General features: G+C 70.8%; 21 protein-coding genes. 15 read left to right on the top strand and 6 right to left on the bottom strand.

Features of this window, described 5'->3' with window-relative positions:
- Nucleotides 1-203 precede the first annotated feature (203 nt).
- A complete protein-coding gene (locus OHB01_RS38695; RefSeq protein ID WP_142645677.1) occupies nt 204-1916 on the top strand; it encodes a hypothetical protein in 1713 nt (570 codons plus the stop codon).
- Nucleotides 1917-2105: 189 nt separating this feature from the next.
- Here the strand turns inward: OHB01_RS38695 and OHB01_RS38690 are convergent, their stop codons facing one another.
- Nucleotides 2106-3008 carry a VOC family protein gene (locus OHB01_RS38690; protein WP_142645676.1) on the bottom strand — a complete coding sequence of 301 codons (903 nt, stop codon included), beginning with the start codon at nt 3006-3008 and terminating at the stop codon, nt 2106-2108.
- Nucleotides 3009-3446: 438 nt separating this feature from the next.
- Between OHB01_RS38690 and OHB01_RS38685 the strand changes: the two genes are divergently transcribed.
- From OHB01_RS38685 to OHB01_RS38665, 5 genes are all read left to right on the top strand, one after another.
- Nucleotides 3447-4655 carry an ArnT family glycosyltransferase gene (locus OHB01_RS38685; protein WP_328854707.1) on the top strand — a complete coding sequence of 403 codons (1209 nt, stop codon included), beginning with the start codon at nt 3447-3449 and terminating at the stop codon, nt 4653-4655.
- Nucleotides 4618-5922, top strand: a complete 1305-nt coding sequence (locus tag OHB01_RS38680) for an IS256 family transposase (RefSeq protein ID WP_169953795.1) — start codon at nt 4618-4620, stop codon at nt 5920-5922. Before OHB01_RS38685 ends, OHB01_RS38680 begins: the two co-directional genes overlap by 38 nt.
- Before the next feature lie 60 nt (nt 5923-5982).
- A complete protein-coding gene (locus tag OHB01_RS38675; RefSeq protein ID WP_328854706.1) occupies nt 5983-6666 on the top strand; it encodes a tetratricopeptide repeat protein in 684 nt (227 codons plus the stop codon).
- 93 nt (nt 6667-6759) lie between these two features.
- Nucleotides 6760-7428, top strand: a complete 669-nt coding sequence (locus OHB01_RS38670; protein WP_142645674.1) for a HEAT repeat domain-containing protein — start codon at nt 6760-6762, stop codon at nt 7426-7428.
- Nucleotides 7429-7434: 6 nt separating this feature from the next.
- Nucleotides 7435-8439, top strand: coding sequence for a HEAT repeat domain-containing protein (locus OHB01_RS38665; RefSeq protein ID WP_142645673.1), 1005 nt, complete (start codon nt 7435-7437; stop codon nt 8437-8439).
- On the opposite strand, the gene OHB01_RS38660 is transcribed toward OHB01_RS38665, so the two are convergent.
- Genes OHB01_RS38660 through OHB01_RS38650 form a run of 3 tightly spaced genes read right to left on the bottom strand, consistent with a single transcriptional unit; the run spans nt 8417 to nt 11123 of the window.
- Nucleotides 8417-9103, bottom strand: coding sequence for a hypothetical protein (locus OHB01_RS38660; protein WP_142645672.1), 687 nt, complete (start codon nt 9101-9103; stop codon nt 8417-8419). The two genes, OHB01_RS38665 and OHB01_RS38660, sit on opposite strands and share 23 nt — an antisense overlap.
- Nucleotides 9100-10563 (bottom strand): MFS transporter, encoded by a 1464-nt coding sequence (locus OHB01_RS38655; protein WP_205829864.1) that lies wholly within the window; start codon nt 10561-10563, stop codon nt 9100-9102. The genes OHB01_RS38660 and OHB01_RS38655 overlap by 4 nt, the downstream gene beginning before the upstream one ends.
- Nucleotides 10560-11123 (bottom strand): winged helix-turn-helix domain-containing protein, encoded by a 564-nt coding sequence (locus tag OHB01_RS38650; protein ID WP_205829863.1) that lies wholly within the window; start codon nt 11121-11123, stop codon nt 10560-10562. Before OHB01_RS38650 ends, OHB01_RS38655 begins: the two co-directional genes overlap by 4 nt.
- Before the next feature lie 187 nt (nt 11124-11310).
- Between OHB01_RS38650 and OHB01_RS38645 the strand changes: the two genes are divergently transcribed.
- Nucleotides 11311-11718: an ester cyclase gene (locus OHB01_RS38645; protein WP_240971004.1), complete on the top strand. Its 408-nt coding sequence runs from the start codon at nt 11311-11313 to the stop codon at nt 11716-11718.
- A gap of 141 nt (nt 11719-11859) precedes the next feature.
- Here the strand turns inward: OHB01_RS38645 and pntB are convergent, their stop codons facing one another.
- Together pntB and OHB01_RS38635 are read right to left on the bottom strand one after the other, a co-directional pair.
- The gene (pntB, locus tag OHB01_RS38640) at nt 11860-13266 is read right to left on the bottom strand and encodes a Re/Si-specific NAD(P)(+) transhydrogenase subunit beta (protein ID WP_142645670.1); all 1407 of its coding nucleotides are present in this window, start codon (nt 13264-13266) and stop codon (nt 11860-11862) included.
- Nucleotides 13267-13268: 2 nt separating this feature from the next.
- The gene (locus OHB01_RS38635) at nt 13269-14864 is read right to left on the bottom strand and encodes a Re/Si-specific NAD(P)(+) transhydrogenase subunit alpha (protein ID WP_142645669.1); all 1596 of its coding nucleotides are present in this window, start codon (nt 14862-14864) and stop codon (nt 13269-13271) included.
- A 401-nt stretch (nt 14865-15265) separates the two neighbouring features.
- On the opposite strand from OHB01_RS38635, the gene OHB01_RS38630 reads away from it, so the two are divergent.
- The 8 genes from OHB01_RS38630 to OHB01_RS38595 all read left to right on the top strand — a co-directional run bounded on the left by OHB01_RS38630 (nt 15266) and on the right by OHB01_RS38595 (nt 25218).
- Nucleotides 15266-16507: a sensor histidine kinase gene (locus tag OHB01_RS38630; protein WP_328854705.1), complete on the top strand. Its 1242-nt coding sequence runs from the start codon at nt 15266-15268 to the stop codon at nt 16505-16507.
- Nucleotides 16504-17178, top strand: coding sequence for a response regulator (locus OHB01_RS38625; protein ID WP_142645667.1), 675 nt, complete (start codon nt 16504-16506; stop codon nt 17176-17178). The genes OHB01_RS38630 and OHB01_RS38625 overlap by 4 nt, the downstream gene beginning before the upstream one ends.
- Before the next feature lie 537 nt (nt 17179-17715).
- Nucleotides 17716-18516, top strand: coding sequence for an alpha/beta fold hydrolase (locus OHB01_RS38620; protein ID WP_142645860.1), 801 nt, complete (start codon nt 17716-17718; stop codon nt 18514-18516).
- Between the two features lie 50 nt (nt 18517-18566).
- Complete coding sequence (locus OHB01_RS38615; protein ID WP_328854704.1) at nt 18567-19679, top strand: DUF3500 domain-containing protein; 1113 nt, start codon at nt 18567-18569, stop codon at nt 19677-19679.
- A 229-nt stretch (nt 19680-19908) separates the two neighbouring features.
- Nucleotides 19909-21717 (top strand): gamma-glutamyltransferase family protein, encoded by a 1809-nt coding sequence (locus OHB01_RS38610; protein ID WP_142645665.1) that lies wholly within the window; start codon nt 19909-19911, stop codon nt 21715-21717.
- Nucleotides 21714-22598 carry a YoaK family protein gene (locus OHB01_RS38605; RefSeq protein ID WP_142645664.1) on the top strand — a complete coding sequence of 295 codons (885 nt, stop codon included), beginning with the start codon at nt 21714-21716 and terminating at the stop codon, nt 22596-22598. The genes OHB01_RS38610 and OHB01_RS38605 overlap by 4 nt, the downstream gene beginning before the upstream one ends.
- Nucleotides 22595-23995 carry an MFS transporter gene (locus tag OHB01_RS38600; protein ID WP_142645663.1) on the top strand — a complete coding sequence of 467 codons (1401 nt, stop codon included), beginning with the start codon at nt 22595-22597 and terminating at the stop codon, nt 23993-23995. The genes OHB01_RS38605 and OHB01_RS38600 overlap by 4 nt, the downstream gene beginning before the upstream one ends.
- The gene (locus OHB01_RS38595) at nt 23992-25218 is read left to right on the top strand and encodes an FAD-dependent monooxygenase (protein ID WP_142645662.1); all 1227 of its coding nucleotides are present in this window, start codon (nt 23992-23994) and stop codon (nt 25216-25218) included. Before OHB01_RS38600 ends, OHB01_RS38595 begins: the two co-directional genes overlap by 4 nt.
- The last annotated feature ends 77 nt before the right edge of the window (nt 25219-25295 follow it).

Genomic DNA, 25295 nt, shown 5'->3' with positions numbered 1-25295 from the left:
GTGTGAATGTGCGCGCCCGGGTTTCCGGAGAAATCGATAGCGAAATCTGCGGTCGTGGAGTCCGATCGGCGTGACGGGACCGTTCGTCGTTTCGCTGTGTCCGGCCGTACGGCAATGCCACACTAAGATCGCATCTTGTGTCTCCGAATAGCTTTTCGCGAATTATCAGGATTTGCGTAGTCGGCCTGGTTCTTGCGGCGGCGGTGACGGGGCTGGTGCTCGGCGACGCCTGGCTCTGGGCCGCCGTCGAATGGACGCCGCCGGCCTATGCGGAGTTCTTCGTACGCGCCGGGTTCGACACCCCGATGATCGTGGTGCTGCTCGTGGCCGCTCTGGTGAAGGCCGCGCTGCTGTGGCTGATCCTGCGCGCCCCCGCGCCGGGACCGCTGGATAGTCAGGCGAAGGCACTGCGCCGGCTGCTCTATCTGGCGGTGGCGTGCACCCTCGTGCCGTGGTACTCGATCGCGCTGCTTCCCGGCGCGGTCGACGCGGCGTTCCAGCTCGCGTTGTGGACCGCGATCAACGTCCTCTACCTGCTCGTCATCCGCTGGCGGTCCCGCATGCTGCGCGCGGTGGCCGGGGTGATGTACGCGGTCGAGCTGATGGGGATGGCCGACGAACTGCTCGACGAACTCGACCTCCCGCGGCTCGGATCGGGCACCATCGTCGAACTGACGTTTCTGGCAGGCGGAGCGGCGGCGATCGCCATCACGGTCGTCGGACAGTGGCGCGACGGCCGGTGGAGCCGCGGCACGCAGGCCGCCGGATGGCTGTCGGTGGGGGTCTGCGCGCTGGCGATCCCGCTCAACGTTCTCCTGGGGAGGATCTCCGGCGGCAGCCTGGCGGCGGTGGTCATCATGGACGCGGCGGCGCTGATCAGCAGCGTGTGGATCGCGGCGACCGCCCGTGAAATGCCCGCCGAGGGCACTCAGACGGACCTGCCGCCCGCGCGGCGGCGCGTGATCCGTGTCGCGGTGGTGGCCGTGGCCGTACTGCCGGTCATCGCAGCGATCCACCCGGAGGCGACCCCGCACCTCACCTACACCGGCTGGTCGGTGGACTGCTATGACCGGCCCGCATTCGGCGATCTGAAACCCTCGGAACGGGACGCCGCGTTCCTGTGCCGGGCGCGGAGCAGGGAGGGCGGAGTGCCGCCCGTGTTCCCGGACAGCGTGTCGGACCAGGAGATCCTCGCGTACGGGCGGATGCTGTGCCATGCGAAGGACCGCGACGAGGAGCACGCGATTCTCACCCGGGCCGGGAGCGCGCGGCCCGCCTGGGGCGCGGACCCGTGGGACCTCGTCTACGTCTGTCCCGAGATCGTCGGCGCGACCCATCCGGAGCTGCTGCGGTCGACCACGGAGATGCAGGAGGCGGACGCCGCCTACGTCGCCGAGCAGAACGCGAGGTGCCGCGACCCGTGGCCCCGGACGAAGGGTGTCGTCCAGGCCACGGCCAACTACTTCCTGTTCGTCGACGGCGATCCCGGCTATCTGGTCTACGACCCCGAAGACGAAGCGGCCGAGGAGACGGCGGAGCAGGCGATGGACAGGGTCTTCGACGACGACGCCGGCATCGGGGTGGCCGGCAGCGCGGTGCTCGTCGGCCATGTCGCGGATGTGGCCGATGTCTGCCTCACGGTGAAGGCCTTCCGCACCCCGCCGCCGCGGCGGACGGCCGGATGGGATCAGGTCAACGAGGTGCCGATCGTCAGCCGCAGCGGCAGGCTCACCGTGCCGGACATAAGCGAGGGCGGAGAGGTGGGCGCGGGTGCCCCGATGCCGAACCTGGCGATCAACGGGAAGGGCCGCTACCGGCTCCGTGTCTACGTGCGGGTCGACGATTCGGAGGAGGAAGAGCACCTGATCGTCGTCTTCCCGGGCACGTCGAGGAAGAGGCTCACGCTGAAGTCGTGAACGGTCGAGGCCCGAGCATGGGCGGCGCCGTTTCCGGTACGGCAGGCCGGGCGTGCGCTGTGCCGTTTCCCGTACGGCAGGCCGGGCGTGCGCTCGAATGCGCCGACGGCCTGCCGTACGGTCTCCTGAACAAGACGCCTGCACCATCTCGCGGGCCGGGGTGCCGGAGCCGACGTCAAGGACTCTTTCTCAGTCGTAGGTGGAGATCTCGATGAGGTTGTGGTCCGGGTCGCGGACGTACAGGCTGGTGATCGGGCCGAGCGCGCCGGTCCTGGGCACCGGACCTTCTTCGATGAGTACGCCCGAAGCGGTCAGATGAGCGGCCACCTGATCCAGGGGCGAGTGGGTGATCAGGCAGAGGTCGGCGCTGCCCGGCACGGGGTGGAGGGCGTGCGGCCGGATCTCGTGCCCGGCCTGGTGCAGGTTGATCTTGCTGGAGCCGAAGACGAGCGCGTGGCGGCCGTCGCCGAAGGTCACCGGCTCCATGCCGAGGGCGTCGCGATAGAAGGCGATGGCGCGGGGGATGTCGGCCACGGTCAGGACCAGGTGATCGAGGCTCGCGATGCGGACGGCGAAGGTCTCCTTGACGGCCTCCCAGGCGACCGGTGGCAGCAGGTCCCGGTTGCGGGCGAAGAACGCGTGCAGCGCGGCTGCGTGCTCGGTGCGGATGTCCGCGTTGTGCCGGGCGACGTCGATCTCGTTCGCGGCCGTGATCAGCATGAACGCCCGGAGCTCGGTGTCGGAGGGGTCGACCGTACGGCCCGTGAAGCGGTCGGCGAAGCGCAGGGCGGGATAGGTGGCCGCGCGGTCGCAGGATGCGTAGAGATATACGAGCGCCTCGGCCGGGGCCCCGATCACCTCGGCCAGCGCGGCGCGATCGGCGAGGCCGAGGAGCGGGTGGTCGAAGCCGTCCGTGCCGTAGGCCGCGTGGCACAGGCCGGCGAGCTGGACCTCTTCCGGCGCGCCCCAGTCCTTGAGCCGGGCGGCGACGCGCCGCAGGTGTTCCAGGAGCGTGCCCCCGGGGTGGGGGAGCCCGGCGGCGCCCTTGGAGGCGAGGAATGCCGTCGAATCCGTGAAGGTATCCGCTGTCATGTTCGCCTTGTATACACCGGCGGGTGAGAGCGGCCCGGGCAGGGGCACTGATGCTTCGGCCTGCTTCCCTGGGCCGAGCACGGAGGCCGAGCACGGAGGCCGAGCACGGAGGCGGGGCACGGAGGCCGGGGCACGGAGGCCGGGGCACGGAAGCGGGGCACAGGGGCGAGCACTGAGCCGGGCACCGAGGGCGCCGCTCTGATCGTTTCAGCGGACGGCCTTGCCGCCCTGGGCAATCTTCCTGGTCAGGCCCCTTGTGCCGGGTGGCGCGGGCCGCCGTCGGTACCGGGTTAGATCAGTGCGGCGTACAGTCCGGGGCGGTCCACGATTTCCGGGAACGCCCGCCTTCTGCCTCGTCGCGGACGCCCGGAAAGCCGGCGTGGGAACGCCGGCGGGACCGGGACGCCCGTCAGCGACGACGCTCACTGGAGGCGTGTGATGACGCCCGCTCGCCCGGCCGTTCGCCGTGGTCCTCGTTACGCGGCCGCACCCGCGAGCGCGATCGGAGCGCGGAACTCTTCCCTGCCGTGGCAGATTCTGTTCCTGATCGTCGCGGGGACGTTCGCCGTGCACGCCAACGGCCTCGGCAACGGCTTCATCTATTTCGACGATCCCGAAGGCGTCGTGGACAACGTCTCCATCCGGGAGTTCAGCGCGGCCAACATCGGCTATTGGTTCACCACGCCGCTGCAGTTCATGTACACGCCGCTGGTGTACGTGTCGTACGCGATCGACTACATGTTCGGCCATGGCGCGATCGGCATGTACCACTTCACGAACCTGATATTGCACCTGGCCAATGTGGTGCTGGTGTTCCTGCTCTTCCGGCGGCTCACCGAGCGCGCTTTCCCGGCCTGTTTCGTCGCGGTGGCCTTCGCGATCCATCCCGTGAACGTCGACACGGTCGCCTGGATCTCGGCCCGCAGCAATCTGCTGGCCACGCTCTTCTCGCTGGCCGCGATCTCGCTCTACGTGCGTTATCTCGAGTCATGGCGATGGCGGCCGCTGGTCTGGTCGGTGGTGCTGTTCGGGCTGGCCGCGCTGTCCAAGTCGACCGCCGTCGCGCTTCCCGTGGTGTTGTTCCTCGTGGACTTCTGGCTGTGCCGCGGGCCGAGCCGGCGTCTGCTCCTGGAGAAACTCCCGTTCTTCGTCATCGCCGCGATCACGGTGCTCGTCGGGCTGGACGTACGGCAGGACGTGGTTCCACAGGGCGGATACACCGTGGTCGACCGGATCCTCCTGACCTGCTCGGCGCTGGTCGACCACCTTGTGCAGTCGGTCTATCCGGTGCACCTGTCGTTCGCCTACGAATACCCCCGCACGCCCTTCCCCTGGTATTTCTCCGTTTTCCCGCTCGTGCTCGCGGCCGGGATCGCCGCCGCGTGGGTGGTGAGGCCGGTGCGCAGAATCCTCGTCTTCGGGCTCGGGTTCTTCGTGGTCACCATCGCGCCGACCCAGGCCGTGCTTCTCATCGACGGATATCACGCGAACCGATATGTGTATCTGCCCTATCTTGGTCTCTTCCTCGTCTTCGGATATCTCGTGGACGCGGTGCTCCGGGGGGACTGTACGGTCTTCGGTGTAACTCCTGATCAAGGAGAACGCATCGATGACTACTGTGATCCAGGCATCGGAAGCGACGAATGACCTGGAGGACGCCGCGGTGGCGCGTAAGAAGCCGCAGGCCTCAGAGCAGGAACTGGTGGCCAAGCTGGTCGAGCAGGCCCGCGCTGATGGCCTGGAGCTGGTCGGCGACAACGGGCTGCTGGGCCGGCTGACCAAGCTGGTGCTGGAGTCCGCCTTGGAAGGCGAACTCACCGACCATCTCGGCTACGACAAGCACGAACGCGGCGCGAGCCAGACGGGCAACGCCCGGAACGGCACCCGTACCAAGACGGTGATCACCGACGTCGGGCCCGTCGAGATCGATGTGCCGCGGGACCGGGACGCCAGCTTCGAGCCGAAGATCGTGGCCAAGCGGCAGCGGCGCCTGTCCGGCGTCGATGAGATGGTCATCTCGCTCGCTGCCAAGGGCCTGACCACGGGCGAGATCTCCGCGCACCTGGCCGAGGTGTACGGCGCGCAGGTATCCAAGCAGACCATCTCCACCATCACCGACAAGGTGATCGAGGGCATGACCGAGTGGCAGAACCGGCCGCTCGACCCCGTCTACCCGGTGGTGTTCATCGACGCGATCCACGTGAAGATCCGCGATGGTCAGGTCGCCAATCGGCCCATCTACGTCGCCCTGGCTGTGACGGTCGACGGCGAACGCGACATCCTCGGCCTGTGGGCCGGTGACGGCGGTGAGGGCGCCAAGTTCTGGCTGCACGTGCTGACCGAGATCAAGAACCGCGGTGCGGGTGATGCGCTGATGGTGGTCTGCGACGGGCTCAAGGGCCTGCCGCAGGCGATCGAGCAGGTCTGGCCCCAGGCGGTGGTGCAGACCTGTGTGGTGCACCTGCTGCGCGCCAGCTTCCGGTACGCCGCCCGCCAGCACTGGGACGCGATCGCCAAAGCGCTGCGGCCTGTTTACACAGCCCCGACCGAGGCGGCGGCGCTGGAGCGGTTCATGGAGTTCGCCGAGGCCTGGGGCAGCCGGTATCCGGCGATCGTGAAGCTGTGGGAGGACGCCTGGGCCGAGTTCGTGCCCTTCCTCAACTTCGATGCCGAGATCCGCCGGGTGATCTGCTCGACGAACGCGATCGAGTCGGTCAACGCCCGCATCCGCCGGGCGGTCAAGGCCCGCGGCCACTTCCCCAACGAGCAGGCCGCGCTCAAGTGCGTCTACATGGCGATCATGAGTCTCGACCCCACGGGCAAGGGCCGCAAACGCTGGGTCACCCGCTGGAAGGCCGCCCTCAACGCCTTCGCCATCACCTTCGAAGGCCGGCTGTCCCCGGCCTCGCGATAGAAGAAATCAGCCGCGAGTTACACCGTTGACTGGACGGACCCGCTCCGGGGGCGTTATCGCGTGCTGCGGGCCGGTGCGATCGGGGTGACGGCGGTGTTCGCGATCCTGTTCGCCACGCTGACCGTCATCAGGAACACGGCCTGGAAGAACACGGAAACCATCATGAGCGACGCCATCGCCAAAGAGCCGGGCATCGCGTTGGCGTACAACAGCCGGGGCATCGCCAGATTCCGCGGCGGAGACTACACGGGCGCCACATCGGATCTGGAACGCACGGTGAAACTCGACCCGGACTTCGTCCTGGCGCACCACTATCTCGGCCTGATCAGGTATTACAACGGCGACTACACCGGGGCACTACGGGAGCTCGACTATGAGGTGTCGCGGCTTCCGACCTTCGCGGTCGCCTACAGCGAGCGCGGCAAGACCAAGATCGCGCTGCGGGACTACTCGGGCGCGTACGCCGACCTTTCCACGGCCCTCACCTATGACCCGCAGCAGGCGGAGGCCTACTACTCCCGGGGAGTGGCCGGGATCGGGCTGGACAAGCCGCAGGAGGCGATATCCGATTTGAACGCGGCGATCGGACTCATGCCCGAATATGCCGACGCCTACTATCAGCGCGGGGTGGCCGAGTCGCGGCTCGGCGATACCGGCGCCGCCTGCGCCGACTGGAACACGGCGGCGTCCCTCGGCAACCCCGACGCGACCACGTCCCTCACCGACAACCACTGCGCCGGTTGACCGTACGGCCACGGGCGGGCTGCGCTTGACCTTGACTCCGCTTGACCTTGACACAGTGACAAGCTTTTCACTGTGGCCGAGGAGGTGGTCGCGATGACCACGCAGGAAGGCGACACGAACACGGTGCGCGTTCTGCACGCGCTTGAGGACGGCGACTCGTCGGTGCGGCTGAAGGCGGTGCTGGCGGTCGGCACGGCCCCGGACCAGAGGCTGGTCGGCAAGCTCATCGAGCGCTGCGCGGTCGAGCCCGATTTCTACGTGCGCGACATGCTCACGTGGGCGCTCACCCGCCATCCGTCATCGGTGACGGTGCCGAAGCTCGTGGACGAGCTGCGCTCGGAGCGCGCGCAGGCGCGCAGCCAGGCGTTGCACACGCTCTCGAAGATCGGGGACCAGAGCGCATGGCCGGCGATCACACGGGCGCTCCTGACCGACACCGACGACGAGGTGGCGCGGAGCGCCTGGCGGGCGGCGGTCGTGCTCGTGCCCGATGGTGAAGAATCCGAACTGGCCGGGGTGCTGGCGACACAGCTCGGACGCGGCGAACGCGAGACGCAGCTGAGCCTGAGCCGTGCCCTGGCCGGGCTCGGCGAGGTGATCAAGCCGATCCTGCGCGAGGCGATGACGAGCCGCGACGAGCGCGTACGCCGGCACGCGATCGCCACGGAACGGCTGCTGCGCGATCCGGACGCGGGATTCGAGTTCGCGATCGAGGAGGCGAAGCGCGTCGCGGTCCTCGGCGCGGCAGGGCAGGAGGAGTGACATGCGGTGTTGATCGGCGAGGTGGCACGGCGGTCGGGGGTCAGCGCCCGGATGCTCCGGCATTACGAGTCGCTCGGCCTGGTGCGGCCGACGGGCCGGAACGAGGCCGGCTATCGGGAGTATTCCAGCGACGACATCGCGCGGATCTTCCACATCGAGAGCCTGCGGTCGTTGGGGCTGTCGCTGCGTGAGGTCGGGCGCGCGCTGGACGATCCCCGATTCACGCCCTCGGAACTCGTCGACGACCTCATCCGCCGTACGCGCGAACGCATCGCGGCCGAGACGGAGCTGCTCACGCGGCTGCGCCGGATCGGCGCCGCCGAGCCCGCCGGTTGGGAGGACGTGCTCCGGATCGTGGCGCTCCTCCAGGCCCTGGGGTCGGAGAGCGCAGGCAAGCGCCAGCAGGCGGCCCTGGCCACGGCCGAAGAGGCTTCGGCGCCCGTGGAGGCGCTGGCCGAGGCGGCGTTGAGCGAGACGGACCCGAACGTCGCCGGTGCCCTGCGCTGGGCCCTGGCGCGATCGGGCGACGACGCGGTGGCGCCGCTCGCGGAGGGCCTCGGCTCACCGGCCGCCGAGGTGCGGAGGCGCGCCGTCCAGTCCCTCGCCGAGATCACGGGAGAGGCGGCGACCGCGCTGCTGCAGGACGCTCTCACGAACTCCGACGCCGAGGTCCGCAGGCGTGTGGCTCTGGCGCTCGGGGCACGCGGGGTGGCCGAAGCGGTGCCGACGCTCATCGACATGATCGTCGAGGGGGTGAACGACGTCGACGCGGCCGACGCGCTGGGCGCGCTGGCGGCCGATCCCGCGCTGACGGATCGGATCGCCACCGGGCTCGTCGGCCGCCTCGCCCAGGGCGGCGTCGAACCGTCCGGACGCCGGCGGCTGACCCAGGCGCTCGCCGACATCCCTGGCGACATCACCTCACGCGCCCTGGCCGAGCTGTCGCACGACGACGACCGGGCCGTCGCACTCACCGCGACCTACCTGCTCACGCTGCGCAGCGGGCAGTGACGTCTGAAGCCGGCATCAACGCCGGGCGTCGCTCCCACGCGCATTGAGGCGCCCGGCAGGGCAGCGTGGCTCCTCTCCGGTCGTCGGAGGCGAAGTGCACGCCGGTGACATCCTCCAGCCACAGGTGCAGCTCGGGCAGGTCTCCCGCCTGCGGGCCGGCGTCGTAGCGGCGCGGCACGATCAGGACGAGTGACCCGGTCAGTCGCTCGCCGGCACGTTCGATCAGCAGGGAGCGGACCTCCCCGGCGGCGACGTCGTAGCCGGTCGCGAGTTCGAGCGCGGCCTCGGCTGTCAGCGGCCTGGCCGAGGGAGTCACGTGCCCTCGGAAGTCTCTGGTGCGCCGGGGCTGCGCTATGGGCGGCGGCAGTGATCGCTCCAGTGGGTGCCCCGCCGCCGCGGCCTGCTCGACCATCCAGCTCCGCCGCTCCGGCCCGAAATCGGCCATCCAGCTGAGGGCCGCGCGGGCACGCCGTTCCCGCCCGATGGACGTGCGGGCGGTCGCGGCGTGGAACAGGGGGAAGGTGTTGTTGTCCCAGACGTCCGCGACCTCGTTGACGGTTCGCCGGTCGTACGTCCGTGCGTCCGCGGACGCCTCCGCGATCTGTACGAGCGACCTGTCCAGCAACGAGCCCAGGGCGCGCAGCGCCGTCCCTCGTCTGATCATTCGCACGGGATATCACGATCGGCCCGACCAGTGCGCAGGGCTGGGCGCAGGGCAGGGTGCAGGGCAGTGTGCAGGACCGGTTCCGCACGACGGCGCCGGGCGGGGAAGTCGCGCAGCGGACGGAGCGGGCTGAGCAACAGGATCGCGACCGACAGGAGCTGGACGACGGCCATCAGGATCATGGTCTCGCGTACGCCGATCGCCTCGCCGAGCAGGCCGCCGAGCAGCCCGCCGAGGGGGATCGCGCCGTAGTTCAGGGCCGAGGTGCTCGCGGTGATCCGCCCGAACATGCCGGCCGGGCAGTAACGCTGGCGGAAGGTGCTCGTCAGGATGTTCGAGGCCACGACGCCCAGACCGGTGCCGAAGCCCGCGGCGGCGAAGAGCGCCAGTCCCGCGCCGCCGGTGCCGATCGGCCCCAGCAGAGCCATCGGCGCGGCGAGCGCCTCGCACATCAGGAATCCCCGCGCCGGTCCGAACCGCGTGGCCACCCGGCCGGACAGCGCGGCGCCGAACAGGCCGCCCGAGCCCGCCACCGCCAGCACCACGCCCACCTGTGCCGCTCCCGCACCGAGATCCCGGGTGAGGAACACGACCTGGATCGACGCGTAGCCCATCAACGCGATGTTGGACGTCGCGCCGAAGGCGGTGAGCGTACGCAGGTATGGATCGTGCACGACGAACCGCAGCCCGTCGCCGATCTCCGTGCGCAGCCGCCGTCGCGCGCCGGTCTCCCGGCGAGCCTCGCGTGTGCGCACCGAACGCAGGCACAGGACGGCGATCGCGAAGCTGACCGCGTCGGCCAGCACGCCGCTGACGGCGCCGAACCACTGCGCGAGCAGCCCGGCCAGCCCGGGACCGGCGATCTGCGCGGCCGACTCGCTGCCCTGGAGCATGGCGTTCGCCTCCAGCAGCCGGTCACGCTCGACCAGGGCGGGCAGGTAGGCCCGGTAGGCGAGGGTGAAGAACACCTTCGCCGCGCCGGCCGTCGTCGCCGCCACGAGCAGGTGGGTCGTGGTCAGCGCGCCGAGCCAGGCCGCGATCGGCACGCCCGCGAACGCCACCATCGACACGGTGTTGCACACCAGCATCACCGGCCGTTTCGGCATCCGGTCGACCCATGCGCCCGCGGGCAGCCCGACCAGCAGCCACGGCAGCCAGGCGGCCGCGGTCAGCAGCCCGACCGCCAGGGGGCTCGCGTGCAGGGTCACCACGGCGACCAGCGGAAGCGCCACGCCGCCGACGGAACCGCCGAGCGTGCTCGTCGTCTCGCCGATCCAGAGCAGCCGGAAGTCGCGCGTGCCCAGCAGGCCGCCGCGTACGGCCGGCGTCGTGGTCACGGGCGGCGTGGTGGATTCGGGCGGCGTCGCGGTCGCGGTCGCGGTGGGTTCGGGCGGTGTGGTGGGTTCGGGCGGTGTGGTGGGTACGGGCGGTGTGGTGGGCACGGGCGGTGTGGTGTTCACGGCCGGCCTGGTACGGCGCGGGCGGTGAGGAAGACCAGCTTGCGTTCCTCCCCGTCGTCGGGGACCTCCCGGTCCGCCAGCGAGGTGAACAGGGCGAGGATCTTCTCCTCCAGCTCGGCGAGCTCGGCGACGGACAGCCTCGCCCAGTGGTCGGTGGTGAACGCCGCTCGCCGCCACGCCTCCGGGTGGCCGTCGCGCTCGGCGAACCACTGCCGGGCGAGCGCGGTCTGCCGCTCAAGCACGAGCGATTCGGCCGCCGCGGCCACGGGATCGTCGGGGAAGTCCGACATCGACCAGCTGATGACGTCGGCTGACCTGCGCCACCAGCGTTCCCGCCGGTCACGCGCGAGCTCGGGCACCTCCTCGACGAGCTCGCTGGCGGCGAGGACCTTGAGGTGATGGCTGATGTTGCCGACGGCCTGCCCGGTCCTGTCGGCCAGCACCGACGCCGTCGAGGGCCCGTCCACCCGCAGGATGTCGAGCAGCCGCCGGCGCAGCGGGTGGGACATCGCGGCCAGCACCTTCGAGTCGCGTACGTCACGCGTGGGGCGATCACTCACCCGCTCACCCTAGTCGCACAAGAGTCGTTGTGCAACAGTTCTTGTGCACCTGTGCGGGTGAGCGGTCTTTGCCAAGGCAAGGCCCTATGGGAACCAGGAGAAAACCACTCTTTGCGTAAATTAAGAACCCGAGATTTCGACGCATCGAGGGTGCCCTATGGCTACTTTTTGGGACCTCAAGCACTGGTTGACCGACGCGATCAACATGCACGACATCCGGGGAATACTCGCCTGCTACAGCCCTGGCGCCGTGTATGTCACGCCGTCAGGCGTGGCGGAGGGCCACGACCAGATCGCCTGGATGTACGAGCAGTTCTTCAGGGCCTTTCCGGACTTCCGCGCGACGGCCTGGTTCGAGCTCGGCGACTGTGAGAACCCCGCCGTCACGGAATGGACCTATACCGGCACCCATGAAGGTCCTCTTATGTTGCCGGACGGACGCGAGATAAGGGGAACAGGCCGTCACATCACCATCCGCGCCACCTGTTCGACCTTCGTCCACGACGACAAGATCGTCACGCACCGCGAATACTTCGACCAGCTGGAGCTCTACAGCCAGCTCGGCTTCGGGCTGACGAAGATCGAGCACGGGTGACCGGGGCCGGGAGGCATCGCCCTCCCGGCCCGGATCGTCGTCCGCCCGCAGGCGGTCCGCGTCGGACGGTCGCAGGTCAGAACGATCGCTGGTCAGGAACGATCGCTGGTCAGGAACGATCGCAGGTCCGGCGGTCGCGGGTCAGAGCGCGGAGACGATCTCCTCGACGCGCTGCCGGGCGTCGCCGAAGAGCATCCTGCTGTTGTCCCGGAAGAACAGGGGGTTCTGCACCCCGGCATACCCCGTGGCCATCGACCGTTTGAAGACGATCACGTGCTCCGCCTCCCACACGCGCAGGATGGGCATCCCGGCGATGGGGCTGTCCGGGTCCTCGACGGCCCCGGGGTTGACGGTGTCGTTGGCGCCGATGACGAGGACGACCGAGGTGGTGGCGAAATCGTCGTTGATCTCGTCCATTTCGAGGACGATGTCGTACGGCACCTTGGCCTCGGCGAGCAGGACGTTCATGTGACCGGGCAGGCGTCCGGCGACCGGGTGGATGCCGAAGCGCACCTCGACGCCGCGCTCCCGCAGCCTGCGGGTCAGCTCGGCGACCGGATACTGCGCCTGCGCGACCGCCATGCCGTACCCGGGGGTGATGACGACCGACTTGGCGTCCTTGAGCAGGTCGGCGGTCTCGACGGCGGTGATCTCCCGGTGCTCGCCGTAGTCACGGTCGCCCGCGGGGCCCGCCTCGATGCCGAAGCCCCCGGCGATCACGGAGATGAACGACCGGTTCATCGCCTGGCACATCACGTACGACAGGTAGGCACCGGACGAGCCGACGAGCGCGCCGGTGACGATCAGCAGGTTGTTGTCGAGCAGGAACCCGGACGCCGCGGCCGCCCACCCGGAGTAGCTGTTGAGCATCGAGACGACGACGGGCATGTCGCCGCCGCCGATGGAGGCGACCAGGTGCCAGCCGAGCAGCAGCGCCACGACGGTCAGGGCGACGAGCAGCCCGAGGTTCGGGGAGGCCACGAAGAGCACGGTCAGCACCGCGAACGCCCCGAGCGCGCCCAGGTTCAGGGAGTTCTTGCCCGGCAGCATCATCGGGCGGGAGTCGATCCGGGCCGACAGCTTGAGGAACGCGACGATCGACCCGGTGAAGGTGAGCGCACCGATGAACACGCCGATGGACACCTCGGCGTGATGGACGCCCAGCAGCGAGCCGGGCAGCTCGGCCCGCGCCCCGCCTCCGTTCTCGACCTCAAGGAAGCCGTTCCAGCCGACGAGCACGGCGGCGAGACCGACGAAGCTGTGCAGGATGGCGATCAGCTCCGGCATCGCGGTCATCTCGACGATGCGGGCCCGCCAGAGCCCGATGGCGGCGCCGATCGCCATCGCGACCAGGAGCAGGACCACCGCGAGGGCCGCGGAGCCGTCCGCGGCGAGGACGACGGTCGCGGCGAGCGCGATGACCATGCCGGAGATGCCCGACACGACCCCGGAGCGCGCGGTCTCGTGCTTGGACAGCCCGGCGAGGCTGAGGATGAACAGCAGGGCGGCGACGATGTAGGCGGCCTGCGCGGCCGTGGAGAGGGTCACGGTCAGCTCCTCGTGAACATGCCGAGCATGCGCCGGGTCACGGCGAAGCCGCCGACGATGTTGATGCTCGCCAGCAGGATGGCGACGAACGACAGGACGGCGACGACCGCGTGGCCCTGGCCGATCTGGAGCAGCGCGCCGACCACGATGATCCCGGAGATGGCGTTGGTGATCGACATCAGCGGCGTGTGCAGCGCGTGGTGGACGTTGCCGATCACGTAGTAGCCGATCACGATCGACAGCACGAAGACGGTGAGGTGCTCGATCAGCGCGTTCGGCGAGAAGGCGGTCAGCAGGAACAGCGCGACGGCGAGGGCGGCGGTGACCAGATGGCGTCGCCGTCCGGGCGGCGACGGCGGTCGCCCGGCGGGAGCCGCGGCCGCTTCCCGCACCGTTCCCCGCCCCGGGGCGGAGGCGTCGGTCGCGGGGGCCGTGGGGGAGGGGGTCGTGGGTGCCGCGCTCACCGGAACGGGCGGTGGCGGCCAGGTCTTCTCGCCGTCGCGGACGACGGTCATAGCGCGCTGCACGACGTCGTCGAAGTCCAGGACGAGCCGGCCGTCCGCGCCGGGGGTGAGCAGCTTCATCAGGTTGACGAGGTTGGTGCCGTAGAGCTGTGACGCCTGCGCCGGCAGCCGTCCCGCGAGGTCGGTGTAGCCGATGATGGTCACGCCGTTCTCGGTGACGACCGCCTCCCCGGGCCGGGTGCCCTCGACGTTCCCGCCCTGCGCGGCGGCCATGTCGACGATGACGCTGCCCGGGCGCATGCGCGCCACGTGCTCGGCGGTGAACAGCCGGGGAGCGGGACGCCCGGGGATCAGGGCGGTGGTGACGACGATGTCCACGTCGGCGGCCTGCTCGGCGTACATCTCGGCGGCGCGGCGGTCGTAGTCGCGCGAGGTCTCCCGGGCGTACCCGTCCGTGCTCGCCGCCTGGACGACCCCGACGTCCAGGAACTCCGCGCCCAGCGACCGCACCTGCTCGGCCACCTCGGGACGGGGGTCGGTCGCCCGCACGATCGCGCCGAGGCTGGCCGCCGTGGCGATGGCCGCCAGCCCCGCCACGCCCGCGCCCGCCACCAGGACCTTGGCCGGGGGGACCTTCCCCGCCGCGGTCACCTGGCCGGTGAAGAGCCGCCCGAACGCGTGCGCCGCCTCGATGACGGCGCGATAACCGGCGATGTTCGCCATCGAGCTCAGCACGTCGAGCGCCTGCGCGCGGGAGACGCGCGGCACGGCGTCCATCGCGAGCACGGTGATCGGCCGTCGCGCGAGCGCGTCCACCAGATCGGGGTTGGCCGCCGGGCCGATCAGGGAGACGAGCGTGGCTCCGTCGTGCAGGGCCGTGATCTCGTCCGCCGTCGGCGCGTTCACCTTGAGCACGATGTCGGCGTCCCACGTCTCCTCACGGCCGGCGATCCGCGCCCCGGCTTCGGTGTACGCGTCGTCGGTGAAGCCCGACCGTCTGCCTGCTCCCGATTCGACGATCACCTCGTAGCCGAGCGAGACCAACTGCGGGACGGTGGCCGGGGTGGCCGCCACCCGGGTCTCGCCCGGCGCCGATTCGGCGACCACGCCCAGGCGTTGTGCTGAGTGACTCATCACGATCCTTTCTGTCGTGCGGGCAGTCGGGTTGGCCGGCCCTGCGGTCGCCGCCGTCCTCCGCTCACTCGTGGGTCGCGGTGATATGGAACGGCGGCATGCCATGCGTCGCCGTACGGGCGGCGGTGAAAGGGATGGATGCGATTTGATGGGAATATCGGGGAAATTGTCCCGACTTTGCGTGGTACGGATCAAGGTGTATCTGCCGGTGGCCGTCCACACGGTATGACGACGATCTCTCGCGCGCAGGCGTTCGTCATCACGGCGCCGCATCGGGTCCTGTCCGGCGCCGCCGGCGAACCCCCGCGCGCCGCCGCCACGCCCGCCGGCGGGGGGCGACGCCGGGTCTGTCCCGCTTTCACATGTGTCCTGACCTCGTGTTAAGCCCCTAGGCTGTCTCCATGACCTCAGTGAAGGAGGGAGGCCCGCACGCGCTGTTGGCGGGGTCGTCCCGCCCGTGGGTTCGGCTGCTGCCTGGGGTTGTGGCGACCGTGTTGTGCGTCTGCCTGCTTCCGGCGACGAGCATCCTCCTCACCAAGTACTACGGACTGATCGCCGTCGCCGGGACCGCGCTGGCCATCGCACAGGTCGCGCCGCTGCTGCTGGCCGTCGTACGGCCGCTGCGAGCCTGGTATGTGATCTTCACGGCCGACGTGGCCGGGGCGCTCGCCCTGCTCACCGTCGACTTCCCGGAACGGCTGCTGTGGCCGTTCCCGTCCGTGGTGATCGTCGGATATGTCGGACTCTGTCTCGCTCTGGGTCTGAGCGAGCGGCGCCGGACGCTGCTGCTGGTGTGGCTGGCCACGGCGGCCGCGAACGTGACGCTGATGTTCTTCGCACCGCACGGCGCCGGCGCCGTGGACCTGTCGTTCACCGCCCTCGGCGGCCTCGCCCTGCTGGTCGCCGTCGCGCTGCGGGAACGGGCCGAGGTGCAGCGCAGGCTGGTCGAGCAGGAGACGATCAGCGAGGCCGAGCGCGCGCGGCGGACGCTGCTGGAGGAGCGGGCCCGGATCGCCCGCGAACTGCACGACGTGGTGGCGCACCACATGTCGGTCATCACGGTGCAGGCGGACAGCGCCGAATATCGCCTCGACCGGCTGCCGCCGGATGTGCGGAAGGAGTTCGCGAACATCGCCTCGACCGCGCGCAACTCGCTCGGCGAGATGCGGCGCCTCCTCGGCGTTCTTCGCAACGAGGAGACGCAGGACGAACTCGCGCCCCAGCCGGGCCTGGCCCAGATCGACCAGCTGGTGGACGCGACCTCGCGGGCGCACGTGCCGGTGGAGTTCACCGCCTGCGACGTGAAGGTCCCCGAGTCGGTGGGCCTGTCCGCGTACCGGATCGTCCAGGAAGCCCTCGCGAACGTCGTGCGGCACGCACCCGGAGCGCACACACAGGTGTCCCTGTCGGTGTCGGAGCCGGCCGAAGGCGAGGACGGCAGGCGGCTGGCCGTCCTGATCGTCAACGGACCGTCGCCTGAGCCGCGCGCCGTACCGCTGGAGCCGAGCGGCACCGGACACGGACTGGTCGGCATGCGCGAGCGGGTGCGGCTCGTCGGCGGCACCCTCGATGCCGGACCACTGCCGGACGGAGGCTTCCGAGTGGCCGCCCGGCTCCCCTTGAACGAAGAGGACTTCACGTGACGATACGAGTCGTCGTCGTCGACGACCAGGCCATGGTGCGGGCCGGCTTCGCGGCACTGCTGGCCGCCCAGAGCGACATCGACGTGGTGGGCGAGGCGTCCGACGGCGCACAGGGCGTCGAAGTGAGCCGGCAGACCCGTCCTGACGTGGTGCTGATGGATGTGCGCATGCCCGTCATGGACGGCCTGGAGGCCACCCGCAGGCTCCTCTCGCCCCCGCCGGGGGTGACCCACCGGCCGCGTGTGCTGATGCTGACCACGTTCGACGTCGACGACTACGTGTACGAGGCGCTGCGGGCGGGCGCGAGCGGCTTCCTGCTGAAGGACGCGCCGCCGGACGACCTCGTCGCGGCGGTCCGCATCGTCGCCAGAGGCGACGCACTGCTCGCGCCGTCCGTGACGCGCCGTCTCATCGCGGACTTCGTCAAGCAGCGTCCCGCGGCCCGCGGCAAGCCCGCGCTGCGGCTGAAAGAGCTGACCGAACGCGAGACCGAGGTGCTGACCCTGGTGGCGCGCGGTTATTCGAACCAGGAGATCGCCCGGGCTCTGGTGCTGGCCGAGCAGACGGTCAAGACGCACGTGAGCCGCGTGCTGACCAAGCTCGACCTGCGCGACCGCGCCCAGGCGGTGGTCTTCGCCTACGAGTCGGGACTGGTGGCTCCCGGCGAGTGACACGGCCGCACCGCCATCCCCTACGGCGGTGGCGCCCGCGAGGCCGTCCCCGGACTCACGTGCCCGCGAGGTCGTCCCCGGACCTACGTGCCCGCAAGGCCCACGTGCCCGCGCGGCCGTCCCCGGACCCATATATCCACGACGGCGCCGGATGGCGGCCGTCCCGCGTGGCTGCCTGAGGTCAGCCCTGCGTGGGTGGGCGCGCGGGCTGACCACCCCTGATTCCGCCCTTCCTGTCTCGCCTGCCCGGTTGTCCCGTTCTTCTCGCCTGCCCGCCTGTCTCGCTTGTGGCGTCCGGCGCCGCGCCGGCGCTGCGGCACACCCGCGACACCCCCTACCGCGGTATCACCTTCGGCTTGGCTCTCAGGTGTGACGCCGGACGCGTGGCCGTCGGCCCAGACTCCTTTCCAGCCGTTGCACCCGCCCCGGGGGTGAAAACGGGGTCCTTTCCTGGCTCGACGCCAGATTTCTGTTGCATATCAGACAAATGTTCGACTTGTGCCACCGACGCCATCCACCAGGAGGTCCGCAGTGACGATGCCCGATGACACGACCGCACCCGCCGACCCGGCCACGTCGATCGTACGGGCGGGTGACCTCGAGGTCGGGATCATCGACAGCGGGTCCGGCGTGCCGCTCGTGCTCGTGCACGGCGGAGAGAGCGACCGCACCCAGTTCACGGCACTGCGTGCCCATCTCGGCCCGGGGATCCGGGTCATCTCGTACGACCAGCGTGACTCGGGAGTGACCGTCAACCCGCCGGTTCTCTACACGATGTCCGACCTCGCCGACGACCTCGTTCACCTGCTGGACGCGCTGGACCTCCCCTCCGCGCACCTGCTGGGCACGTCCTTCGGCGGCGCTGTGGCCCAGCACGTCGCTCTGCGGCATCCCGAGCGGGTCGCCTCCCTCATCCTGGTCGCCACCTCACCGAGCTACTTCTTCGAAGGCGCGGCGATCGACGAGCTGTTGTCCATGACCCACGAGGAACGGCAGCGCTCGGCGGTCGAGTTCTTCTTCACCCCCGAGGGCCGGCCCGCGCAGGGTGGCCGGGTCAATGTGCTCACCAAGCGCAGCCCCGACAAGAACTCCCGCCGTGAGCATGTCATCAGGCAGCACGAGGTCCGGGACCGGCTGGCGGAGATCTCGGTGCCCACCCTCATCGTGCACGGCACGGAGGACCGGCTGGCGCCGTACGCCGGTGCGGTCCTCATGGAGCAGCAGATTCCGAACGCCCAGTTGAAGGCCATCGAGGGTGGACGCCACGCGATCGCGCAGGAGTTCGCCGACAGGATCGCGCTGTGGGTGCGCGAGTTCCTGGGAGTGGACGCGACATGACCACCGCCACCACACCCCCCACACGTACGCAAGCAGGAGGGGATCAAGGCATGACAGACGCAGCGCGCGAGGTCGCGGACCTGATGGCCAAGGCGGCCCGGGAGTGGCTCGACTCCCTGGACGCGGAGCAGCGCCGGCTGGCGGTCGGACCGGCGCCGGGCGCGGGGGAGGCGGCCGAGGCCGAACGCACCACGTGGTACTACACGCCCACCGACCACGGTGGCCTGACGTTCTCCCGGCAGCGTCCCGCCCAGCACCGGATGGTGATGCGGCTGGTCGCGAGCGGACTGTCCGAAGCCGGGTACAACACGGTCGCCACCGTCATCGGCCTGGAGAACGTGCTCGACCGCGTCGAGGACTTCTCGGTGTACTGGGGCAGGGAGCGGTCCCGCGACCCGAACATGTACTACCTGCGGGTCTTCGGGGAGCCCGGCGGGACGGAGCCGTGGGGCTGGCGGTTCGGCGGCCACCACGTCTCGCTCAACTTCCTCGTGGTCGACGGGCGGGTCACCGCCACCACGCCCATGTTCATGGGCGCGGACCCGGCCGCGTCACCCCTGCTCGGCGGCGCGGCCCTGCGCCCGCTGGGAGCACCCGAGGACCTGGCCCGTGAACTGGTCCGCTCCCTGCGGCCGGAGGCGGCCGAGCGCGCCATCCTGCTGCCGCGGCCGCCGTACGACGTCGTGGCGGGCAACAGCCCCCGGGTCGACGACCGGGTGATCACGCGCCGTGAGCTGTGGCAGCCCGACCAGAACGTGCCGGACCGCCCCGACCAGCCGCACACGTTCCTGGACGACGCGGAGCGGCGAGCGGTGTCCCTCACTCCGCCGCTCAAGGGGGTGCCCGCCGCCGAGCTCGACGCCGGGCAGCGTGAGCTGCTGCGCGCCCTGCTCGGCACCTACCTCGGCCGGGTGCAGGACGGCATCTCCCCGCTGTCGCGCTACGACGACCCGGCGCAGCTGGACGCCGTCCACTTCGCCTGGGCCGGCTCGACGGAGCCGGGCGAGCCGCACTACTACCGCCTGCACGGCCCGCGGCTGCTCGTCGAGTGGACCAAGGTCCACCGCGGCGCCAACCACGCCCACGCCGTGTGGCGGGATCCGGAGACCGACTTCGGCGGCGACGTCCTGGCCGCCCACCACGCCGCCCACCACGCGTCCTGAGCCGGCGGCGTCCCGGGCCTGCGGCACACCGGTGCCCTGGTCCGGCGCCCCGGCCCGCCCCCTGACCCGGGCCCCCTGACCCGGGCCTCCTGACCGGCACATGGGCCCCGGCCCTCATGTGACCACCCCGCGCCACCACATGACCCGAGCCCCCGCGCGTCCACGTCGCCACGGGGGCCGGGCCGGCGCGTCCCCCGATCCACCGCGTGCCCCGAACGGAAGGTGACCCATGGCCGGTCAACACCGCGCGCAGACCGATCTCCCTCACCAGACTCGCCCCACGCTGCGCGGATCCTTCGGCATGTCCGCCTCGACCCACTGGCTGGCGTCCGCGACGGCCCAGGCCGTACTCGAACGGGGCGGCAACGCCTTCGACGCGGCCACCGCGGGCGCCTTCGTGCTCCACGTGGCCGAACCCCACCTGAACGGACCCGGCGGTGACCTCGTCGCCGTGCTGGCCACCGCGGAGGACCCCACCCCGCGCGTGCTGGCCGGACAGGGCCACGCCCCGCGCGCCGCCACGATCGAGCACTTCCGCGCCGAAGGGCTCGACCACGTCCCGGGCGCGGGCGCCCTGGCCGCCGCCGTTCCCGGCGCCGTCGACTCCTGGCTCTGGCTGCTCGCCGAGCACGGCACCTGGGAGCTCGCCGACGTCCTGGCCTACGCGATCGAGTACGCCGAACGCGGCGTGCCCGTCGTGCCCCAGCTTGCCCGCGTCCTGGCCACGGTCGAGGACCTCTTCCGCACCCACTGGCCGACGTCGTACGCGCTGTGGATGCCCGAGGGCCGTGTCCCGCAGCCGTACGACAACCTCGTCAACCCCGTCTACGGCCGCACCCTGCGCCGGCTGGTCGCCGAGGGCACCGGCACGACGCGGAGGGCACGGATAGAGGCCGCGCGACGCGCCTGGCGGACCGGGTTCGTGGCCACCGCCGTGGAGGAGGCCGCCGCCGTGCCGCACCGGCACTCGTCGGGCACCGTCCACGCCGGAGTGATCACCGCCGCCGACTTCACCGACTTCGAGCCCCGTCTCGAACCCGCCGTCACCGCGCGCTTCCGGGGGATCACGGTGGCGAAGGCGGGCCTGTGGTCCCAGGGCCCCGTGCTGCTGCAGGCCCTCACCCTGCTCGACCACTTCGATGACTCGCGAATCGATCCGTCGACCGCCGAGGGCGTCCACACCATCATCGAAGCCCTGAAGCTGGCCATGGCCGACCGGGAGGCGTACTACGGGCACCTGGACCCGGCGGACGCCGAGGAGGTGGTGCGCCGGCTGCTGTCCCCGCAGTACAGCGAGGAGCGCGCCGCACTGATCGGCCCGGCCGCCTCCACCGAGTTCAGGCCCGGCGACATCGGCTTCAAACCGTACACACCGCCCCTGGAGACGCGCCGGAACGCCGTGCAGGCCGATGGCGTGGGCGAACCCACCGTGCAGCAGACCGGGCAGACCCGGGGCGACACCTGTCACATCGATGTCGTCGACCGCTGGGGCAACATCATCTCCGCCACGCCGTCCGGAGGCTGGCTCCAGTCCTCCCCGGCCGTGCCCGAGCTCGGTTTCGCGCTGGGCACGCGGCTGCAGATGACCTGGCTCGACCCTGCCGCGCCCTCCCGCCTGGAACCGGGCAGGCGCCCGCGGACGACGCTGACGCCCACCCTGCTGCTGCGCGACGGCGTTCCCGTGGCCGCGCTGGGCACCCCCGGCGGCGACCAGCAGGACCAGTGGCAGCTGCTGTACCTGGTGCGCACCCTCGCTCTGGGCTTCGACCCGCAGCAGGCGATCGACGCACCCGCGTTCCACACCACGGCGGTGCCGAGCTCGTTCTGGCCGCGGACATGGACACCGGGCGGGCTGGTGATCGAGGAACGAGCGGACCCGGCGGTCATCGACGAGCTGCGCCGGCGGGGCCACGACGTGACCGTCTCCGGGCCATGGAGCCAGGGCCGGCTGTCGGTCGTCACCCGTGATCCGGACAGCGGCGTCCTGGGGGCGGCGGCCAACCCGCGCGGCGCCCAGGGATACGCGGTGGGCCGATGACGGGCCGTGCGGCCGGGGCCGGGACGGTGCTGCGACGGGTGTCCCTTCCCGGCCTGATGCTCGCGCTCACCTTCGCGACGGGCGTCGTCGACGCCGTCGGATATCTGCGCCTCGACAGGGTGTTCGCGGGCAACATGACCGGCAACGTCGTCATCCTCGGGATGGCCGCCACGGGCGTGACGGATCTGCCGGTGCTCGGCCCCGCCGTGGCCCTCGTGTGCTTTCTCGCCGGCGCGGCGCTGGCCGGGCGGGTGCTGCGCACCGCCGCCCCGGGCTGGAGCGCCCGGTGCACGGGGCTGCTGACCGGTGTCGCGCTGGTCCTGGTGGCGGTGGCCCTCGTCCTGGTCGCCGTCGGGGCGGATGCCGCGCCCGGCCTGCGCCCGGCGATGGCGGCGGCGCTCGCCCTGGCCATGGGGATGCAGGCGGCGACGGCCCGCCATCTGGCGGTGAAGGACGTCACCACCGTGGTGGTCACCTCCACCCTCACCGGGCTCGCGGCGGACTCCCGGCTGGGCGCGGCCCGCTCCCAGGGTGCACTGCGGCGGGCCGCCGCCGTCATGTGGATCATCCTCGGCGCGGCCGCCGGCGCGGCGCTGTGCCAGGTGAACGAGGGCCTCGCGGTCGCGGTGGCGGCGCTCGTCGTCCTCGCTGTGAGCGGCCTCGGTGATCTCACCACCCGATCCGATTCCCACTTGGCTCCGGCCGCGACCGGACCGGCCGCCTCCCCGGCTCCGGCCGCGACCGGACCGGCCGCCTCCCCGGCGGCCGGTGACGCCTCCACACGGCCGGTCGTGCGCGAAGACAACGGCGTCCCGCGCACGACCGGCATTCAACTCGCCCGGCAGCAAGAAATCCGGCAGCAAGAAAAAGGATGCCAATGACCACACCCCCCTCCGCCTCGCCGGTCCGCATGAGCAGGGCCGCCGTGGCGGCCCTTGGACTGCTGGCCATCTCCGTCGGCTCACTGGAGTCGGTCGTGTCGCCGACGCTGCCGCTCCTGCAACGCGAGCTGAACATGAGCCCGGCCCAAGGGGCGCTGCTCAACATCATGATCCTCATCACGGGTGCGCTCATCACTCCGATCGCCGGCACGTTGGGCGACCGCTACGGCGGCAAGCGGATGCTGATCCGGCTCATGGCCGTGGTCTCGGTGGGAGGCCTGACCTCCGCGCTCGCGCCCAACCTGCCGGTGCTGCTGGTCGGTCAGCTCCTGCAGGGGGTGATGCTGGGCTCGTTGCCCCTGACGTTCATCGTGGTCCGCAAGAACCTGCCGACGGGCGCGGCCAAGGCCGCCATCGGGCTGGTCAGCGGGATGTTCGTGGGCGGCTCGATGGTAGGGCTGCTGGCCGCCGGCCCCGTGGCCGAGTCGCTCTCCCGGCACTGGATGTTCGCGTTGCCGACCTTCGCGATCATCGTATTCACCCTGCTGGTCGGCAAGCTGATGCCCGGCGACGAGCCAAGCGGCTCGCACGGCTCGGGCATCGACTGGCCCGGCCTGCTGCTGCTGAGCGGCACTCTCGCCACCCTCATCCTCGTGCTGGTGCTGGCGCCCCAGGCGGGCTCGGCGCCGGTCGTCTTCGGTGCGCTCGTCGTCGTGCTGGTCGCCTTCGCGGCCGGGTGGGTCGCCGTGGAACGCCGCGCCGTCGCGCCCATGATCGACCTGCGGATGCTGGCACGCCCCATGGTCTGGAAGTCGTGCGTGGTGACGTTCGTGATCTGCCTCGGCACCGCGAACGGGGCCTACCTCGTGCCGCAGCTGCTCGACGTGTCCGGCGACGGTTACGGCTTCGGGGCGTCTCCCACCACCATCGGCCTCGTCCTCCTGCCCGGCGCGGTGGCCGCGACGCTGGCCGGGCCGATCGGCGGGATCGGGGAGCGGCGCTTCGGCCCGCGCACAATGACCATCATCTCGACCGTCATGATGGCTTTCGCCCTGCTCGGCCTGAGCGCCGTGCACGGCGAGATCTGGCACATCGTGGTCGGCAAGGCACTGATCGCGCTCGCCAACGGGCTGTGTGTCACGGCCATGATGACCGGCGTCGCCTCCTATGTCGACGAAGGCGACACCGGCATCGCTACCAGCGTGCTCCTGGTGACCCGCGCCCTGGGCTCGGCCGTCGGCGCCATGCTCGGCGGCGCGCTCCTCACCGCCAATACCGTCGCCGGCTCCGGCGTACCGGCCGAGTCCGGCTTCGTCACCGGCTTCGTCATCGCAGGCATAACCGCGGCGCTGTGCCTGCTCGTCGTCCGTACCATGCACGAAGGAGTCAAGGCATGACCCTCACCGACCAGCCGAACCACGGCCGTGTCACGCCCGCGCGCACCGTCCTGGTCTCCGGAGCCAGCATCGCGGGTCCTACCGTGGCGTACTGGCTCAACCGCTACGGCTACGAGGTCACCGTCGTCGAGAGGGCGCCCGCGCCGCGCAGCGGCGGCTACCCCATCGACATCCGCGGCACCGCCTTGGGCGTCGTCGAGCGCATGGGCCTGCTGCCCCGGCTGCGGGAGGCGCACATCGAGATGGAGCGGATGACCTTCTACGAGGGAGAAGGCGACGTGGTGGCGACCCTGCGCCCGCAGAGCGTCACCGGCGGCGTCGCGGGGCGGGACCTGGAGGTGCGGCGCGGCGACCTGACCGATGCGCTGTACGGGTCGGTCCGTGACGACGTGGAGTTCCTGTTCAACGACTCCATCGTCAGCCTGGACCAGTCCGGCCACGGGGTCGACGTCACCTTCAAGGGGGGCGGCAGCCGCACCTTCGACCTGGTGATCGCCGCGGACGGCATGCACTCGCACACCCGGGAGCTGGTGTTCGGACCGGAGGAGCCGTTCCACCGCTACCTCGGCTACTCCTTCGGCATCCTCTCCATGCCCAACCTCCTCGGTCTCAAGAACGAGGTCGCGATGTGGAACGACCCGGGCAGGGCCGCGGCCTTCTACGCGACCGGTGACGAGGTGAACGCCCTCCTGACCTTCGCCTATCCCGAGACGCCGTTCCACGCCTTCGGCAACCTGCAGGCCCAGCGCGATCTGATCAGCGAGATCTTCGCCGGTGTCGGCTGGGTGGTGCCGGACATGCTGGCCGCGCTGCGGGAGGCGGACGACCTGTTCTTCGACGCGGTCGCCCAGATCCGCGCGCCCCGCTGGTCCAGTGGCCGTGTCGCGCTGGTCGGCGACTCCGCGTTCGCGCCGTCGTTCCTCACCGGGCAGGGCACCAGCCTCGCCCTCGTCGGCGCCTACATGCTCGCGGCCTCCCTCGCGCATGGGGACTACGTGGAGGGCTTCGCCGCCTACGAGCGCGACACCCGTGGTTTCGTCACCGCGAACCAGGACCTGGTCGGTGAGGGCCGCATCACCCTCATGCCGACCACCGCCGAGGACCTGAGGCGGCGCGACGAGAGGCTGCGCAATCTCAGCGAGATGCCGCCCTCGGAGGGGAATCCGGTCCATTCGGCGCTCGTCCTGCCCGAACCCCCGGTCGTGGAACGGCCGTCGCGGTAGGCCATCGCTCCCGCCTCCTCAGCCGCGCCGTCTCCTCCGCCGGGCTGTCTCCCAGCCGGGATGCCGTTCAGCGGGCG

This window comes from Microbispora hainanensis, from assembly GCF_036186745.1.
Lineage (GTDB): Bacteria > Actinomycetota > Actinomycetes > Streptosporangiales > Streptosporangiaceae > Microbispora.
Note: the sequence above shows the minus strand (reverse complement) of the source record. Positions and strands in the feature narration are given on the sequence as shown.

Excerpts from the sequence above, each read along its gene's own strand:
- OHB01_RS38670 (WP_142645674.1), top strand. The coding sequence starts at position 6,760 with ATGACCACGCAGGAAGGCGACACGAACACGGTGCGCGTTCTGCACGCG.
- OHB01_RS38630 (WP_328854705.1), top strand. The coding sequence starts at position 15,266 with ATGACCTCAGTGAAGGAGGGAGGCCCGCACGCGCTGTTGGCGGGGTCG.
- OHB01_RS38605 (WP_142645664.1), top strand. The coding sequence starts at position 21,714 with ATGACGGGCCGTGCGGCCGGGGCCGGGACGGTGCTGCGACGGGTGTCC.
- OHB01_RS38635 (WP_142645669.1), bottom strand. The coding sequence starts at position 14,864 with ATGAGTCACTCAGCACAACGCCTGGGCGTGGTCGCCGAATCGGCGCCG.
- OHB01_RS38595 (WP_142645662.1), top strand. The coding sequence starts at position 23,992 with ATGACCCTCACCGACCAGCCGAACCACGGCCGTGTCACGCCCGCGCGC.
- OHB01_RS38660 (WP_142645672.1), bottom strand. The coding sequence starts at position 9,103 with ATGATCAGACGAGGGACGGCGCTGCGCGCCCTGGGCTCGTTGCTGGAC.
- OHB01_RS38680 (WP_169953795.1), top strand. The coding sequence starts at position 4,618 with ATGACTACTGTGATCCAGGCATCGGAAGCGACGAATGACCTGGAGGAC.
- OHB01_RS38610 (WP_142645665.1), top strand. The coding sequence starts at position 19,909 with ATGGCCGGTCAACACCGCGCGCAGACCGATCTCCCTCACCAGACTCGC.
- OHB01_RS38685 (WP_328854707.1), top strand. The coding sequence starts at position 3,447 with ATGACGCCCGCTCGCCCGGCCGTTCGCCGTGGTCCTCGTTACGCGGCC.
- OHB01_RS38600 (WP_142645663.1), top strand. The coding sequence starts at position 22,595 with ATGACCACACCCCCCTCCGCCTCGCCGGTCCGCATGAGCAGGGCCGCC.
- OHB01_RS38615 (WP_328854704.1), top strand. The coding sequence starts at position 18,567 with ATGACAGACGCAGCGCGCGAGGTCGCGGACCTGATGGCCAAGGCGGCC.
- OHB01_RS38620 (WP_142645860.1), top strand. The coding sequence starts at position 17,716 with ATGCCCGATGACACGACCGCACCCGCCGACCCGGCCACGTCGATCGTA.
- OHB01_RS38690 (WP_142645676.1), bottom strand. The coding sequence starts at position 3,008 with ATGACAGCGGATACCTTCACGGATTCGACGGCATTCCTCGCCTCCAAG.